The sequence below is a fragment of the Halovivax cerinus genome, from assembly GCF_024498195.1.
Classification (GTDB): Archaea; Halobacteriota; Halobacteria; order Halobacteriales; family Natrialbaceae; genus Halovivax; species Halovivax cerinus.
The window spans coordinates 3,597,360-3,612,763 of record NZ_CP101824.1 but is presented as its reverse complement, the minus strand read 5'-3'; the positions used below and the strand labels follow the sequence as shown (position 1 = coordinate 3,612,763).

The following is a 15,404-nucleotide window of genomic DNA, read 5'->3' as shown; positions in this document are numbered from 1 at the left end:
TCCCGTCCCCGACGATCCCCACTCGATGACTGACAGAAACGCTCTCCTCCGGCGTGAGCGATCGAACGCGGCGATCGGGTGGGTGATCGTCATCGGACTGGGACTCGCGGCCGTCGCCACCCTCGTTCGCGGGGCCGTCCTCTGGACGTCGCTGACCGCGACGATCGTCGCACTCGCGGTGCTCCCCGCGTTCCGGAGGCGGACGCCCTTCGTCCTCCCGCCCTGGGAGGTGTTGCTCGTCGCGGCCGTCCCCGTCTGGGTGCGGCTGTTCGGCGCGTTCCCGATCGCGGGGTTTCTCACAGTGGCGGCCATCGCCCTCCTCGTCACGGTCGAACTCGACGCGTACACGCCGGTCGAGATGACGCCGCGGTTCGCCGCCGGATTCGTCGTCGTGACGACGATGGCCGTCGCGGGACTGTGGGTGATCGCCCAGTGGGTCTCCGACGCGGCGGTCGGGACCGCGTTTCTCACGTCGGTCGAGGAAGTGATGTGGGATCTCGTCTTCGCGACCGCCTTCGGCGGCCTCTTCGGTGTCTTCTTCGTCGTCTACGTGTCGCGGCGGGACGACGCCAGTCTCGACGGGTCGGGTGAGGCGTCGTGACGACCGTCGCGATTCTCGCCCTGCCGGATCGACGGGTCTGGCAACTCGTCCGCCTCGCGCAGGCCGCCCTGGTACTCGTCGTCGGCTACGCCGTCGTCACGACGAACGCGACACTCGTCGTCAACGCCGCCATTCCGCTCGCGATCACTGCCCTCCCGGCGCTCGTTCGCCGCGTGTACGGCCACAGAACGGGCGCCGGTCTGGCGCTGTGGATCTCGACGGCCGCGCTCCTCCACGCAGTCGGCGCGCTCGGTCCCTACACCATGTTCGGCTGGTACGACTCGCTCACGCACACCGTCTCGGCGACGCTGGTGGCTGGCGCGGGATACGCTATCGTCGACGCGATCGACCGTTCCGGGACGTCCGTGGACCTCCCCGGCGAGTTCCGCGTCGTGTTCATCCTGCTCTTCGTTCTCGCGTTCGGCGTCCTCTGGGAGATCGCGGAGTTCGCCTCCGCCGGACTCGCGAGCCTCGTCGGTGGAGAGGCCGTCCTCGCCCAGTACGGTACGGACGACATCGTCTTCGATCTCGTCTACAACGCACTCGGCGCCGTTCTGGTCGCGCTCTGGGGGACCGGTTACTTCGACGGCGTGTCGGCCCTCCTCCGGCGGAGCGCCGACGACTGAATTCGGTTCGCCGTGACCGGATCCGACAAGACGCTGGTGCCCGCAGCGTTCGCACCGGTGACCGAGGCGTTCGTGCCTGTGCCCGCAGCGTTCGCACCGGTGACCGAGGCGTTCGTGCCTGTGCCTGCGATGTTCGCACCGGTGACCGAGGCGTTCGAACGGACGCGCGTGTCGGGACGACCCGCCGCCTTCATCAGCCCGGCGTTCCTCTCACCCGGCGTGAACACTCGGCAGCGTCTCGCCATCGCGTTCGGCATCGTCGGCCTCTCCGCGGTGGTGTCCGTCGCGGCCGCACCGGCGCTCCCGGAGCGACTCGTCACGCACTGGAACGCGGCGGGCACCCCCGACGGGTCGATGGACAAGTGGCCCGCGCTGGCGTCGACCCCGGCGCTCGCGACTGTCGTCGTCGCGCTGCTCGCCGTCGTGCCCCGCATCGATCCGCTCGGTGACACCGTCGCGTCGGTTCGCCCGGCGTACGACTGGTTCGTCGTCGGGTTCGCCGGGTTCCTCGCCGTCGTACACGGCGGCGTGATCGCGTACAACCTCGGGTACGCGTTCGACGTCACGCTCGCGCTCCTCGGTGCCGCCGCCTGCCTGTTCTACGGAGTCGGTGTCCTGCTCGGGCGGGTCGAGCGGAATTGGTTCGTCGGCGTCCGGACGCCGTGGACGCTCGCGAGCGACGAGGTGTGGGACCGGACGCACGACCTGGCGAGTCACCTGTTCAAACTCTCGGCGGTGATCGCCGCGATCGGGCTCGGGTTCGACGAGTACGCCGTCTACTTCCTCCTCGGTCCGGTGGTCGTCACTGCCATCGGTTCCGTCGGCTACTCGTACTACCTGTACGAGCGGTTGGCCACCGACGCGACGACGAGTGGCGGGTGATCTCGCCACCGTAGGCGGTTGCCGGTCGGCGTCGCCCGCAGGTCCATGTCTCGCACGCACGACGCATATCGGCGTGCCGACGGCGCACGGCCGATCCGACGACTCCCAACAAATCGGCCGAAACCTGATACGTCACGTGTGAGTACGATGGCGTGATGCGTACCCCCACGAACGAGCGGGCCGTCTCCGAGGTCGAATTTCACCTCTCTGAGGCGTCGTATCCGTTCGTCGAGCTGTCGGCGGTGGCCGACTGTCACGTCGAACTCACGACGATGATCGAACGCGACGACGACCGCTACGCCGAGTTCGTGAACGTCACCGGCGCGGATCCGGTTCAGATCGAATCCGTCGCGGGTGAGACCGATACCGTGGATGCGACCTTCCTCCACCGGACCGACGACAGGTGCCTGTTCGAATTCCTGGTCTCCGGAAACTGCCCGGCGTACCGTCTCGCCGCCCTCGGCGCGCTTCCACGAACGGTTGAAGGTGTCGACGGTGAGGGATGTATCGTCGCCGAAATCCCCCGAACGTACGACGACGCGGCGATCGTCGAACGGTTCCTGGCCGAGATTCCGGAGGCCGACCTCGTGACGAAGCGGACCAAATCGTCCGTCGATCCGCTCCTGCCCGGATCTGCGATTCGCCAGGCCTTCGAGACGAACCTGACGGAACGTCAGCGCGAAGTTCTGGAGACCGCCTACGAGGCCGGCTACTACGACTGGCCCCGCGAGTGTACGGGTGAGGCTGTCGCACGACGCCTCGACGTCTCGTCGGCCGCGTTCTCGGAGACCATCCACGCCGCCGAACGGAACCTCCTCGCCACGCTGTTCGAGGACGACCCCGGGGACCGGTCGGAGTAGGCGATTACTGTGGGAGACGACAGTCTTCGGAGACCGACTCGGACAGTGCGTCTTCGGCTGCCGTATCCACGAGCGCCGCCGAAGACCGACGGCTCCTCGATGGCCGCTGTGAGCACCGTCGACGCACCGTCTCAGAGGGTTTCAGGCCGGAAGTGGGCCGGGCCCGCGCTGTCGGGGTACTGGGCGTGCTCGCCCTCGTCAGTTGACTCTGGATACGGTGGTGCGGCCGTCGGCGGAGATGGTGACGTCACACCCGTTGAACCGGAACGAGATGGTGCCCGCGGATCCGCCGTCCGCGCCGGTTCGCCGTTCGAACAGGCGATTCAGTGCGTCAGGGTCGATCGTATCGTACAGCGGTTGTAGCGTGGCGGGATCGGTGTTCGTCACCGCGGAAACTCCTCTGACGACGCTGTGAGCGGGCGTCTCCCCGCGTTCACGAGTGATCGTGACGGTTGCGGTCGACGATCCGTCTGGGTCCCGTCGACGACGGTCGGTCGGATCGGCGCCGGAGGCAAAACCGTCCCGTTCGGCCGGATCTGCGTCGGGCATCGATTCGGCGCCGTCCGTGGGGGAAGAGTCGTTCCGGTTAGCCATAGGACCACGTAGCGTTGTCGCTAGAACCAGCGGGCGCCTCTTCTGTTGCGTCCCTCGATATCGAGGGTACGCGCGACCGGACAGGCGTCGGCCGCGCCCATCGTCAGAGGTCGATGTGCGACGAGAATACCGCGTCGTAGACCTTTTGCTGTGCTTTCCGCAGGTGCTGGTGGAACGTCGCGGGAGCGATGTCGAGCGACTCGGCGACCGCCTCCCCCGACCGATTCCGGGGCCACTGGAAGTACCCTGCGTGGTAGGCCGTCTCGAGCGTCGTCCGCTGGCGCTCGGTCAGTTCTTCGACGGGAGACAACACCGGGCCGGGGTCGACCTCCGCGCGAGTGCGTTGTCGCCGACGGATCAACTCCGCCTCGGGGTACGCCTCCTCGACGGCCTCGATGGCCCGGTGGACGTCGACGGTCGGTGAGAGCAGTATGGCGAGCCTGAGATCACCCGCTTCGATGGTGACGTGATCCACGGTGCCGCCGAGCGACGCGACCGTGGACAGAACCGGCGGGTCCGTGAGTTCGACTTCGAACTCGATCGGATCGCCGCCGTCGGACACCGAGATCGACCGCCAGTGGGGGAGTGCGTCGGTCGCGGCTCGAACCGTCTCGATGGCGTCGGGGGTCACGGTTCCGAAGACCGTGAACGCGTTCGCTCCGGTCGGGACCGCGTGATCGAGCGTGATGGTCCCCGCCGTTCCACCGGGAATGTCGAGCGCCTCGAAGACGTCCTGCATCGAAAACGCCAGTTCGACGACCTCCTCGCTCATGAGCGCCTGTTTGCGCTCGGCCGCCGCAATGGCGTGGCCGACGATCTCGCCCAGCCGGGAGACGAGTTCTCGCTCTCGCCCTTCGAACGCTCGCGGTCGGCCGGCGTAGACGTTGAGGACGCCGTATACGGTCTCTTCGTGGGTTATTGGGATCGCCGCGGACGACCGAATGTCGTAGTCCGTCGCGTGAGACTGCCAGGGCGTGTCCTGCCACTCCATCTCCACGTCCCGGGTCGTCTGGACCTCCCCGGTCGCGAACGCCTGGCCGGTCGGTCCCCGGCTGTGGCGATCCTCGGGATCCACCGAGATCGTCGTGTCGTCGAGGTAGCCGTCGACGCCGGCTTCGGTCCGCGCCGAGACGGTCTGGGTCGAGGGATCTACCTCGGCGATCCAGGCGAACTGGTACGAATTCGCCCTGGCGAGTCGGCGACAGACCGTCTCCTCGATCTCCTCGCGGGTGGACTGGGTGATGACCGCCTCGGTCACGTCACTGACGACCTCGTGGAGGCTGTTCGACGCCGCGAGCTGTTCGCGCTGTCGTTCGAGCGCGCGTTCGCGCTCCTTTCGGTCCGTGACGTCGCGGACGACGCCGACGCGACCGATCTCGTCGTCGACGTCGAACAGGGTGAAACGACTGTCGACGACGATCGACGACCCGTCGCGACGATGGATGTTCTCTTCGATAGCGGCGATCGAGATGTCCCCCGCTTCGAGCGCAGCGCGTCGCTCTCTCGCGATCTCGTGGAACGCCTCGCCGAAGATCGTTTCCGCGTGCGCCCCGAGGAGCGTGGCGCGGTCGTACCCGGTCATCTCACAGAGCCCGTCGTTTACGAGCTCGAAGCGGTCGTCGCCGTCCAGCACGTAGATGCCGTCGTCGACCGTTTCGACTATCCGCTGGTACCGTTCGAGCGCGTGTTCGCGCTCCTTTCGGTCCGTGACGTCGCGGACGACGCCGATGCGCTCGTAGCCGTCGTCGGTGTCCATGATGGCGAACGAGGCCTCGCCGATGCGCGATAGATCGCCGAACTCGGCTTCGAGCGACGCACTCTCGCGGTCGCCGCTGACGAGCGAGGCTTCGAGTTCCTTCGCCGCCTCGATGAGCGATTCGTCGTCGATGACGGCCGAGACCGCCGCCCCTTCGAGTTCGTCCCGGGAGTGACCCGTCATCGACGCGTAGGTGTCGTTGACCAGGGTGAAGCGCCCGTCCTCGTCGACGACGTAGATACCGTCGTTGACCGCCTCGACGATGGTCTCGTAGCGTTCGAGTTCGCGCTCACGCGCCTTCCTGTCGGAGATGTCGCGGAAGTATACCGAGAGACCGGTTTCCGACGGGTAGGCGACCTCGCGGACCCAGCCGTCGAACGGTTCGTAGTACCCTTCGACCGATTGCGGTTCCTGATCTTCCATCGCGTTCCGGAAGACGGCTTCGAACTCCGTTCCCTCGAGTCCCGGGAACGCAGACCAGAGCGACTCGCCGACGATCGTCTCCGGGTCGGCGCCGATCGCCGCGGCCGTGGTCTCGTTGACGAAGGTCAGCGTCCACTCTTCGTCGACGGCGAAGACGCCGTCGTCGATCCGTTCGAACACGGCGTCGAGTTCGGCCCGGAGTTCGTCGCGCTCTCGCGAGAGCCGCCGTTCGGCCCGTTTGATGTCGGTGACGTCCTTTCCGGCGACGACGACAGCCGGGTCGTCGTCGGTCGGCAACGGTGCTGCGGTGACCGACACCCAGCGTCGCTCGCCGTCCGGCCGTTCGTGTCGAACCTGCCAGTCGTCGATCCGTTCTCCCGTCTCGACGACGTGCGTGATCGGGTGCGTCGCGGCCGTGATCGTCTCGCCGTCTGCGTCGTCGACGTCGACGTCGCTTACGGTCTCGATCGAGCCGTCGTCCAGTCCGAACTGCCGTTTCGCCCGAGCGTTCGTCCGCTGGATTTCACCGTCGGCGTCGACGACGCCGAGACTGACCGGCGCCGTCTCCAGGAGTTGCTCGCTGAGGTCTCGCTCCCGGCGCAGCTGTCGTTCGTACTCCCGTCGTTCGGTCATGTCCCGCGTCACCTTCGCGTAGCCGTCGAGTTCGCCGTCGTCGTAGATCGCGCTCAAGGACACGTTCGCCCAGAAGCGCTCGCCGTCGGCGCGACGGCGCCAGCCCTCGTTCTGGATCGATCCAGCCTCGGCGGCCGCGGCGAGGTTCTGCGCCGGGACGTTCGCCTCCCGATCCGCGTCGGTGTAGAACGTCGAGACGTGCCGACCGACGATCTCGTCGGCCTCGTACCCCTTGATCCGTTCGGCGCCCGGATTCCAGGTCTGTACGTAGCCGTCGGCGTCGAGGAGGAAGATCGCGTACTCCGAGACGGCGTCGACGAGCGAGTCGAACTGTGTTCGGTCGGCATCCTCGACCACCGCTGGTCGCCACCACACGCGAGCGTTCGCGCCGACTTTCTTCGTCCGAAGGCGGTCACGGTCGGCCAGGCGCTCGAGCCGAGCGTAGGTACTCCGTCGCCCAAGATCGAGTTCGTCGGCAACGTCCGGCGTCGTCCGCGGCTCGCCCGATTCGGTGAACACGGCGAGCGTCTCCCGGAGTGCGTCCGTGAGTCCGTTGGCACCCATTGACGTGGGTACACTACGCACAGGCATCAGGGTTCCGTCGATGGAGTCTCCGACGACGACACGGTTGCTCGGCGGCCGATCGAACGACAGCGGTTCGAACTATCCGTGACGGATACGTTTCCAAACGCGACGCTCACGACCGAATTCGCTAGATACGTCTAGGTCGGGTTTAGTGGGGATGGGTCCGATCGATCGGGTCGGACGAGCACCGTCTCCACGACACGATATCCCATGTCCCGAAAACAGACCAATCCACCGACCGACGACGCACAGGCCCACTTCGAACGGGGAGCGGCGCACGACCTCCTTGCCGCGGAGCGACGCCGGCAGGCGGTAGTCGTGCTCGACCGTGTCTCCGGACCGATCCGTCTCCGCGAACTGGCCGCCGCGATCGCCACCCAGGCCGCGGGGCGTGCGGCCGTCGACCCCGGGGACGTCGCGCAGATCGTCATCGAACTCCACCACTCGCACCTTCCCCGACTCGCGGACGCGAACGTCCTCACGTACGATCGATCGACCGGACGGATCGAACCCGACGAACGGGCCATCGCCCGGGTACTCGATGCGTGAGTTCACTCCCGAACGAGCCGCCGACGGAGGACGAACCGGGCGGGACTCGGTGCGTCGGTTACCGCGAGTGAGCTCTGCCCCGCCTCGACGACCAGCGTCTAGACTCGGCTCCTGCGATCGAGGCTGATCGACTGACGATACGCGGCAACTGGGCAGAGCGGACCCGACCGCGTTGTCTGTACCCGGTCAGAGCTTCGACCGTAGCTGTCGGGAGATCACTTCGTCGTCGAGGAGCGAGTCGGGTCCCGACAGGTGGACGATCGGACAATTTTCGATACGAATCCACTGGTCGGTTCCGTCGCCGGTCACCATCGCGGTTCGGCGCGTTCGCGGGAGGCCGTTCGGTCGGCGTTCGTCGGTCGACTCGCGGACGGTCGCCACGTCGACCGGTTCGGTGATCGGCTCCGAGACGTCGAGGTCGTATCGCGACAGCGACGGGTCGAGTTCTTGGAGGGTTTCGCGGTACCGACAGGCGGCCGCACAGGCGCGCTCCGCCGCTTCGTGAGAGTCGAATCTGGCGTCCGTGACCGGTTCGGGGACGACGCCGGTCTGGACGCACGCGACGACGAAGTGGCCGTCGGCGACCGAGAGGTCTTCGATCCGTTGGCGGGCGTCCCGGAGCGTCGTCGCGCGCGCGGCGTCGCCGTCGGTCGACGAGTCTGAATCGGCCATCGTTAGTGGTCTCCGGCGACGATATCGGCCACCGACTGGCGATCGAACAGGTCCTTCTCGACGCCGTAGAGCTGTCGAGCCGCCCGTTCGGTCACCACGAGATTGGTGATCGGGCCCTGATAGAGCGGCCCGCCGCGGTAGACGTCGCCGTTCTGGACCGCGGTGAGCTTCCTCGCGGTCGTGTCGGACTCCAGGGCGGCGACGATCGTCTTCCGGAACTCGTCTGCCGTCTTCGCCTCGTTGCCGCGGAACAGGAGGACGTCGGGGTCGATGTCGAGCAACGTCTCGTAGCCGACCGCGCCACGGGAGCTGTGGAAGTCCCTGACGTCCGTCTCGGCGAACGCGTCGACGACGCCCAGATCGCGCCACTGTTTGAAGCTCGTCCCCTCGTCGATGAGATACGGCGAGAACTCGCCCATGTTCGCTTCGGTCCCCCACATGACCGCGACGCTCGGGCGCTCGTTCCGGGCTGGAACGACGTCTGACAGCGTCGTCTGGAACTCGTCGTGGAGCGACGCGATGGCCTCGTAGCGCTCTCGCTGCTGGAACACCTCGGCCAGCTTCTCGAACGCCTCGTACAGCGAGAGATACTCGTAGTCGTGCCAGTCGTAGCCTCTGGAGAAGATACTGTTCGCGAAGAAGGGCGTGCCCGTCTTCTCGATCAGGTCGATGTCACTCTGCTCCCAGCTGGAGGTTCGGCCGAGGATAAAGTTCGGGTCGTTGACGAACACGTCGACGTCCTCGGCCAGCCCCATGAACTTCTCCGGCGTCAGCTCGCCCTCCCAGAGGGACGTCATGTCGCTCTTGTCGACGCTCACACCGGGAATCTCGTCGTAATACTGGGTGTGATAGCGCGAGGCGAGGTACACCGCTTCGGGTGGCGACTGTCCCAACGCGATCCCCATGTCCGCCCAGCTCCCGTTGTTCGCCGCCCACGCTTCGGGGACGGCGTCGAACTCGACCGCGCCGACCGGCGGCATCGAGACGCTGTACGAGCCACTGCTCTCGTCTTCGTCGGTGCCCGAACTACCGTCTCCAGCTGCGCCGTCGTCGTTCGTACTTCCGTTTTCAGCTGCGTCGTCATTTGGACTCTCGCCCTCGTCACCTTCCGAAAGACAACCCGCCAGCGCACTCACGCCCGCAGCGGCAGCTCCCGTTCGGATGACGGATCGTCTGGTCAACCGCGAATCGTCGGTCATCGGTTTTAGGTTGGCCTAAATTTACAAAAACGTTCCGAAAGTGCCCGGTTCGCTTCAGAATCGTGCGGATCGGCCGGGAACCGATTCTCGACGGTCGCTCATCGATCTGGCAACGCCCTTCTCGGCAGTACCTGCAGGTCCGGTTCCGTCCTGACCGTCGCCTCGACGCCGAAGACGTCTGCGAGGAGTTCTTCGGTGACGACCTCGTCGGGCGGCCCCCAGTCGTACAGCTCGCCGTCACACATTGCGATCAGGTAATCGGCGAACCGGGCCGCTTGCGAGATGTCGTGGAGGATGATTGCCACGGTGACACCCTGCTCTTCGTTCAACTGGCGGATGGTCTCGAGGACGCGGAACTGGTGGTGGACGTCCAGGAAGGTGGTCGGTTCGTCTAGCAGGAGGACGTCGGTCTCCTGGGCGAGAACCATCGCGATCCAGGCGAGTTGCTTCTGCCCGCCGCTCAGCTGACCGAGTTCGACATCCCGCAACGCTTCGATACCGGTGAGGTCGAACGCGCGGTCGACCGCCCGGTGGTCCGCCTCGGTGACGCCCTCGACGAAGCCTCGGTACGGGTACCGGCCGTGGAAGACGAGGTCTTCGACGGTGATCGAACCCAGCGAGTCGTTCTCCTGGGAGAGGACGCCGAGTTCGCGCGCCAGTTCCTTCCGGCCGAACGACTCGAGTTCCTCCCCGTGTATCGTGACGACGCCTCGCGCCGGGTCGAGGTGGTTCGAGAGCGCTTTCAGCAGCGTGGACTTCCCGCTGCCGTTCGGCCCGACGAGTGCGGTCACGGCCCCTTCCGGGACGTCGAGGCGGGCGCACTCGACGACCGGTTCGTCGCTCGTCGGGTACCGCAGCGCGAGATCCTCGCCGATCAGCGCACTCCGGACGCCGACGCCGTCCCCGTCGGTGAGCCGCTCCGAGTCGCCTGTCGAGTCGTCCGGCTCGGTGGATCGTCGGTCGCGATCGGTCGAGAGGGCGTCGGTCGAGTGTCGTGGTCCGGGCATCAGAGCTCACCCATCGATTGGCGCGTCCGCATCAGGTAGAGGAAGTACGGGCCACCGACGAGGCCCGTCACGACGCCGACGGGGAGCTGTATTCCGGGAATCGCGAGTCGCGCTCCGACGTCGGCGACGACCATCAGCGCGGGGCCGCCGAACAGACAGCCGACGAGCAGGCGACGGTAGTCACCGCCGACCGTGTTCCGAACGATGTGGGGGACGACGAGGCCGAAGAAACTGACGACGCCGGCGACAGCGATGGCCACGCTCGCTGCCACGATGGCGACGACCGAGAGGAGAAACCGCGTTCGCTCGACGCGCATCCCGAGCGACTGCGCCGTGTGCTCGCCGAGCATCAGGACGTTCAGTTGCCGCGCCGCGACGATAGCGATCCCGACCGAGAGGACCGCCGGGATCGCAGCGATTCGCACCTGTTCCCAGCCCGTTCCCGTGAGCGACCCGGTGAGCCAAGAGATCGCCGTCTGGACGACGCCGAGGTCGTCAGCGAAGAAGAACAGTCCCTGCTGGAGCGACTGGAACACCATGTTGACGATCACGCCCGCGAGGACGAGTCGAACGGGGCTCGTTCCACCCTTCCAGGCGATCGCGTAGACGAGCACGAACGCGAGCGCCCCGCCCAGGGTGGCCATCAGCGGGAGGAGCATCGACAGCCCGCTGAAGACGATCAGCGTCGCGAGGACGGCGAAGCCCGCGCCGGAACTCACCCCCAGGACGAACGGACTCGCGAGTTCGTTGCGGGTCACGCCCTGGAAGATCGCTCCCGACACGGCGAGCGTCGCACCGGTGATGATCCCCACGACGACTCGGGGCACCCGGAGGTCCCAGACGACGAGCGTTCCGACGTCCAGCTCCGGCAACTCACCGCCGAGGAGGAACCCTGTCCAGACGTCGACGTCGTTCCACACCGCCGGATCCAACAGCGAGGACACCACCTCGCCGTATGTCATCGGATAGTCGCCGAAGGTCGTCTGGACGAATCCGGCCGCCAGTGTCACGGCCGCACTCGCCAGACAGAACGCGACGAGCGTTCCGGTCATCCAGCCGTCCCGGTCGCGGGCCGGTTCGTACCCGCCGACAGCCTGCGTTTCCGCCATTACGTTTAGGGTGGCCTAAACCACGGAAAACACTTTCGATTTATTAGGTGGGCCTAAAAGGAGTCTGTGACCGGTTGCGATCACAGTGCAACCGAACGGATCGGATCGTGCTCGCCGCAATCGACGCGGCCGACCGAGAACGGGCGCAGCCACATCGAACCGTGAGCGACTGACCCGAAACCGCTCGACCTAGGCCCTCGTCCGGGAGCGATCCGGCAACTCGGCTCTATTGTTCGCGTACGCACTGTACGCCGAGACGGCCGCGACGATCAGGCCCGCGATCATCGTGCTCGACGCGAGTGCGCTGTCACCCATGTCGATCAGGTACGGTGATGCGAGCGCCCAGAGGCCGAGGAGGGCGGCGAGCGACGCCACGCCGACGCTCGCCAGTCGATCCTTCGACAGCCGGTAGAAGTTGTACCCCGCGAGGAGGAAGATGCCGGTCCCCACGAGCGTGTTGTTCCAGTACGCGGCGTCGGGCCCGCCGTAGACGAACGGCGAGGCGACGAGCCACAATCCCACGATCGCCGCGAGCGCGCTCACCCACTGCATCACGTCCGTGTTGAGGACGTTTCGTTCGGACTCGTGCCCGTATCCCGTGTCGTCGGCCGAGGGGGTGTCAGTGCCACTCATGACACACTATGGCAGTGGCTACCACTCGAAAGCGGCGTTGCTTGCACCTCCCTGAAACGACCTGTTACCCGAGGGCTCCGTGGGTCACTGCTCGAGTGCACCGCGTGTCGGCCGACGGTGGTGACCGACCACGTCGGGCCCTGATCGAACGATAGCGAAACGACCCAACTCGGCAGTGAAACGACCCGTCACGACCGTGAGTATGTCCGACGCGAGGCTCCGCCGAGTCGCTCGAACGCCGTTCGTCAGACCAGCCCGTCGAGTCGACGTCGCCGAAATCTGGCGACGCTGTAGCTCGTGACCAGCCAGGCGTAGCCGACGAGGACGACGGCGAACGAGACCGAGACGAGATACGAGAGTTCGGTGAGGGCGCTGTTTACTAGTTGGACGATCGCGAGCACCGCCGGCAGGGCGGTGAACATGGCGCTTTCTATCGGTTCTGTCCGAACCATTTCGACGAACGTGTGGCGGTCGACGGGCATTACTGAGACGTAATGGGCCGTTGGTGATGTGGGTTCAAGTGTGTTTTTCGGTGTCGCCTGGACAGTCGGGACGAACGGAGCGTCCGCGACGCACCGCGTCGCGGGCGTTCGTGCAGACTGGCCTCGAACTGTGCTCGCTGTTCGACACCGACGCCACGTTCGTTCAGCGATGAATTCGCACGTGATCCCTCGACGACCAGCCCCGCTGCGACGACGTCCGCAACATCCGTTCCGAAGGCGTGTTCTGGCGAGGCACCCGTACGAGGACACCCTCGACCGTTCCGATGGGCGCGACCTGCGGGTTCGACGCCCCCTCGACGTTCCATCGACGGAACCGACGCCAGGTTTCATCCGAACGCTCGGCTCGAAATCGATCACTAGAGCGAGACTAATCAGAACGGACGGCAGAGCGGTCCTGCCAGTTCGAGCAACCCGACCTAATCACTGTGACCGCATCCTTAGGGTCGTAGCGGCCTATCCTCTGGTACGACGCAGTAACAGACCACTAGCGAACCCATGTCCCAGTCACGCAATCGAGCGGCCGACGAGACGGTACGAACGATCGAATTACCGCCGAGCGATCGACACGACCTGCTCGCGTCCGAGCGCCGGCGGCTGACGATCGACGTTCTGGAGGAGTGCCAGCGGACGGTCGACCTCGAAGATATCGCCGCGGCCGTCGCCGCGCGAACCGGAACCGACGCCGAATCCAGCGCCGAGGACGCAACACGGATCGCCATCGAGTTACACCACGTCCACCTCCCGAAACTGGCCGACGCCGGCGTCATCGAGTACGATCCGTCGATCAGGCTGGTCACGCTGCCCGCCGATTCGATCGCCGCCACCCGATCCGACGAGTAAGACCGTAGCACTCGACACGACGAACGGCTGCGTCAGCGCATACTCGACCGGTCACGCCATTGGCTGTGTCCCACCGAGATCCAGCACGAACGCCGCGACGACGGCCACGACCACGACGAACGCCGGTCCGGAGAGGAGGGCGGCGACGATCACGGCGAGTGCGACTTTGATCGGAGAGAGGTCGTGAAACGAGGAGAGTGCTTTCCCCTGCAGGATCAGCCCGTAACAGGCGATCCCGAGATTCACGAGCGGGAACCACCACAGGCCGTACCGGATCAGCGCCGGAAACGCGTAGGCTTCCAGACTCGTCGCGACGCCGCGGGCGCCGAAGAGAACGAGTATCCCGTGGGCGATCAGTACCTCGACCACGCTGGCGAGCCAGAAAACGACCCCCAGGAACACCATCACCGCGATTCCGGCCAGCACTTGCGTGGGTTCGGTGATGTTGACGAGCGTCACGACGACCCCGAACGGCACCATGACGGCGAGGAGGGACGTCAGCATGAACACGAGCGGATACCCGATTCCGTGGCGTTCGTCGTACACGTCGAAGAAGTATCCCGGCTTGGTGAGCATGTACCGGTTGACCCCCGTCCACTGTTTTACGAAACCCATGTCCTTCGTGTTTTACTAATATAAGAAAAATATGTCTATATCTTTTATACCTTCGTGTACGGTTCGGGGTTGAGTTTCGATACTAATTCGCGCACGGGGGCCGTGATCGAACCGTACCGGACGGCGACTACGTCTGGACCGCGACCTCGCCTGCCCGGTGCTGTTCGTCGGCGGTCTGCCGAAACCGCAGGCGTCGAGAGCCCACGATCGCGGACGCCCGCGATGCCGCCGAGGCGGCCCGAACGACCTCCGGTCGCTCGTCGCGGACCGCGCGTGAGTCGTCCCGACGGAAGAGCAGGAGCGACGCCGGCCGATCCGTGATGACGACACCGGTCGATCCGGTGACCACGGACCTGTCGATTCGTCGGACTCAGGCGATACCGAGGGCCGCCGTCGTCGCGACCCCGAACGCCGCGGTCACCGCCGCGCCGACGACCGCGTAGAGTGCGCCCGTCCCCACGAGTCGAACGACCGTCTCGTCGGGTTCGGTATCGGCGATCCGGAACGCGCCGGGGTCGTCACCCGCGCCGACGGAGACCGACTCGCCACCGAATGCGGCGTCGGAATCGTCATCTGTACAGACCTGGCCGAACACGTAGACGTCGTCCCCGGGCTCCAGTCTCGACGCCAGCTGTCGGACCCCGTGGCTCGTGTTGTCTCGGTCCCGTTCCAGCGAGAGCGTCGCGTGCGTGGGGTCGACTGCGACCGTTCCGCTGTCGTCCCGGACGACGAACGGCACGTCCGCTCGTCCGTCGGTCATCGGCCGACGGTTCGACGGGACCGTTCCATCGGGTTCGTCCGGCACGCGCCTCGTCTCCCACTCCTGGACCAGTACGGGGAGGGTAGAGAAGTGACCGGAGAGGGTCTCGTCGAGCGGTTCGGCCGTCCCCCGGATTTCGACGGTCCCCTCCGCGTCGCCGACGGCCGCGACCGGCGTCGGCTCCGCCGCCCAGAGGCGATATCCAGCGACGAGGTTCGACGTGCCGTTCCAGACGGCGTACGCGCCGATGACCGTCGCCAAGGCGAAGGCGACGACGTGGAGGACCGATCCGCCGCCGTACTCCGGAGTCACGGCGAGCACTGACCCGGTCGAGGCCACTTCCCAGACCATACCGACAGTCGTGAATCGAATAGTATCAAGCTACGCATCAGGACACCGGGCGGTTGCGCTCCGATGGCGTCCGGGCGAACTCCCGCGACCGGCGTGACACCCCCTGTGAATACGTCCGCAGCCGGCTCTCACACACTCTCACACACTCTCTCTCTCTCTTTCACTCTCACACACTCTCTCTCTCTTTCACTCTCACACACACTCTC

The 15,404-nt window shown here is 66.1% G+C and carries 17 protein-coding genes; 6 read left to right on the top strand and 11 right to left on the bottom strand.

The features are described from left to right. Nucleotides 1-25: 25 nt before the first annotated feature. The 4 genes from NO366_RS17155 to NO366_RS17140 all read left to right on the top strand — a co-directional run bounded on the left by NO366_RS17155 (nucleotide 26) and on the right by NO366_RS17140 (nucleotide 2,969). A complete protein-coding gene (locus NO366_RS17155; RefSeq protein WP_256532006.1) occupies nucleotides 26-601 on the top strand; it encodes a hypothetical protein in 576 nt (191 codons plus the stop codon). Beyond that, a complete protein-coding gene (locus tag NO366_RS17150) occupies nucleotides 598-1,227 on the top strand; it encodes a DUF2238 domain-containing protein (RefSeq protein WP_256532005.1) in 630 nt (209 codons plus the stop codon). Before NO366_RS17155 ends, NO366_RS17150 begins: the two co-directional genes overlap by 4 nt. Before the next feature lie 12 nt (nucleotides 1,228-1,239). Next, a complete protein-coding gene (locus NO366_RS17145; RefSeq protein ID WP_256532004.1) occupies nucleotides 1,240-2,109 on the top strand; it encodes an SdpI family protein in 870 nt (289 codons plus the stop codon). Between the two features lie 155 nt (nucleotides 2,110-2,264). Further along, nucleotides 2,265-2,969, top strand: coding sequence for a helix-turn-helix domain-containing protein (locus NO366_RS17140; protein ID WP_256532003.1), 705 nt, complete (start codon nucleotides 2,265-2,267; stop codon nucleotides 2,967-2,969). A 198-nt stretch (nucleotides 2,970-3,167) separates the two neighbouring features. Here NO366_RS17140 and ddfA read toward each other — a convergent pair whose 3' ends face one another. Then, nucleotides 3,168-3,563, bottom strand: coding sequence for a DdfA family disk-determining factor (gene ddfA / locus NO366_RS17135; RefSeq protein WP_256532002.1), 396 nt, complete (start codon nucleotides 3,561-3,563; stop codon nucleotides 3,168-3,170). Between the two features lie 103 nt (nucleotides 3,564-3,666). Then, the gene (locus NO366_RS17130) at nucleotides 3,667-6,939 is read right to left on the bottom strand and encodes a PAS domain S-box protein (RefSeq protein ID WP_256532001.1); all 3,273 of its coding nucleotides are present in this window, start codon (nucleotides 6,937-6,939) and stop codon (nucleotides 3,667-3,669) included. 231 nt (nucleotides 6,940-7,170) lie between these two features. Here NO366_RS17130 and NO366_RS17125 point away from each other — a divergent pair, with 231 nt between their 5' ends. Next, nucleotides 7,171-7,509: a DUF7344 domain-containing protein gene (locus NO366_RS17125; RefSeq protein WP_256532000.1), complete on the top strand. Its 339-nt coding sequence runs from the start codon at nucleotides 7,171-7,173 to the stop codon at nucleotides 7,507-7,509. A gap of 186 nt (nucleotides 7,510-7,695) precedes the next feature. Here the strand turns inward: NO366_RS17125 and NO366_RS17120 are convergent, their stop codons facing one another. The 6 genes from NO366_RS17120 to NO366_RS17095 all read right to left on the bottom strand — a co-directional run bounded on the left by NO366_RS17120 (nucleotide 7,696) and on the right by NO366_RS17095 (nucleotide 12,611). Further along, a complete protein-coding gene (locus NO366_RS17120) occupies nucleotides 7,696-8,181 on the bottom strand; it encodes a DUF7552 domain-containing protein (RefSeq protein ID WP_256531999.1) in 486 nt (161 codons plus the stop codon). Between the two features lie 2 nt (nucleotides 8,182-8,183). After that, nucleotides 8,184-9,380, bottom strand: coding sequence for an ABC transporter substrate-binding protein (locus NO366_RS17115; protein ID WP_256531998.1), 1,197 nt, complete (start codon nucleotides 9,378-9,380; stop codon nucleotides 8,184-8,186). Nucleotides 9,381-9,478: 98 nt separating this feature from the next. Next, complete coding sequence (locus NO366_RS17110) at nucleotides 9,479-10,387, bottom strand: ABC transporter ATP-binding protein (protein WP_256531997.1); 909 nt, start codon at nucleotides 10,385-10,387, stop codon at nucleotides 9,479-9,481. Beyond that, nucleotides 10,387-11,496 (bottom strand): FecCD family ABC transporter permease, encoded by a 1,110-nt coding sequence (locus NO366_RS17105; RefSeq protein WP_256531996.1) that lies wholly within the window; start codon nucleotides 11,494-11,496, stop codon nucleotides 10,387-10,389. The genes NO366_RS17110 and NO366_RS17105 overlap by 1 nt, the downstream gene beginning before the upstream one ends. Nucleotides 11,497-11,685: 189 nt before the next feature. Further along, nucleotides 11,686-12,129: an SPW repeat domain-containing protein gene (locus tag NO366_RS17100; RefSeq protein WP_256531995.1), complete on the bottom strand. Its 444-nt coding sequence runs from the start codon at nucleotides 12,127-12,129 to the stop codon at nucleotides 11,686-11,688. A 245-nt stretch (nucleotides 12,130-12,374) separates the two neighbouring features. Beyond that, nucleotides 12,375-12,611 carry a hypothetical protein gene (locus NO366_RS17095; protein ID WP_256531994.1) on the bottom strand — a complete coding sequence of 79 codons (237 nt, stop codon included), beginning with the start codon at nucleotides 12,609-12,611 and terminating at the stop codon, nucleotides 12,375-12,377. A 516-nt stretch (nucleotides 12,612-13,127) separates the two neighbouring features. Here NO366_RS17095 and NO366_RS17090 point away from each other — a divergent pair. Next, entirely contained in the window at nucleotides 13,128-13,472 is a 345-nt protein-coding gene (locus NO366_RS17090) for a DUF7344 domain-containing protein (RefSeq protein WP_256531993.1), read from the top strand. 51 nt (nucleotides 13,473-13,523) lie between these two features. Here the strand turns inward: NO366_RS17090 and NO366_RS17085 are convergent, their stop codons facing one another. From NO366_RS17085 to NO366_RS17075, 3 genes are all read right to left on the bottom strand, one after another. Further along, nucleotides 13,524-14,087 carry a hypothetical protein gene (locus NO366_RS17085; RefSeq protein ID WP_256531992.1) on the bottom strand — a complete coding sequence of 188 codons (564 nt, stop codon included), beginning with the start codon at nucleotides 14,085-14,087 and terminating at the stop codon, nucleotides 13,524-13,526. 127 nt (nucleotides 14,088-14,214) lie between these two features. Further along, complete coding sequence (locus tag NO366_RS17080) at nucleotides 14,215-14,436, bottom strand: hypothetical protein (protein ID WP_256531991.1); 222 nt, start codon at nucleotides 14,434-14,436, stop codon at nucleotides 14,215-14,217. Between the two features lie 21 nt (nucleotides 14,437-14,457). Further along, complete coding sequence (locus tag NO366_RS17075; protein ID WP_256531990.1) at nucleotides 14,458-15,198, bottom strand: E3 ubiquitin ligase family protein; 741 nt, start codon at nucleotides 15,196-15,198, stop codon at nucleotides 14,458-14,460. Between the last annotated feature and the right edge of the window lie 206 nt (nucleotides 15,199-15,404).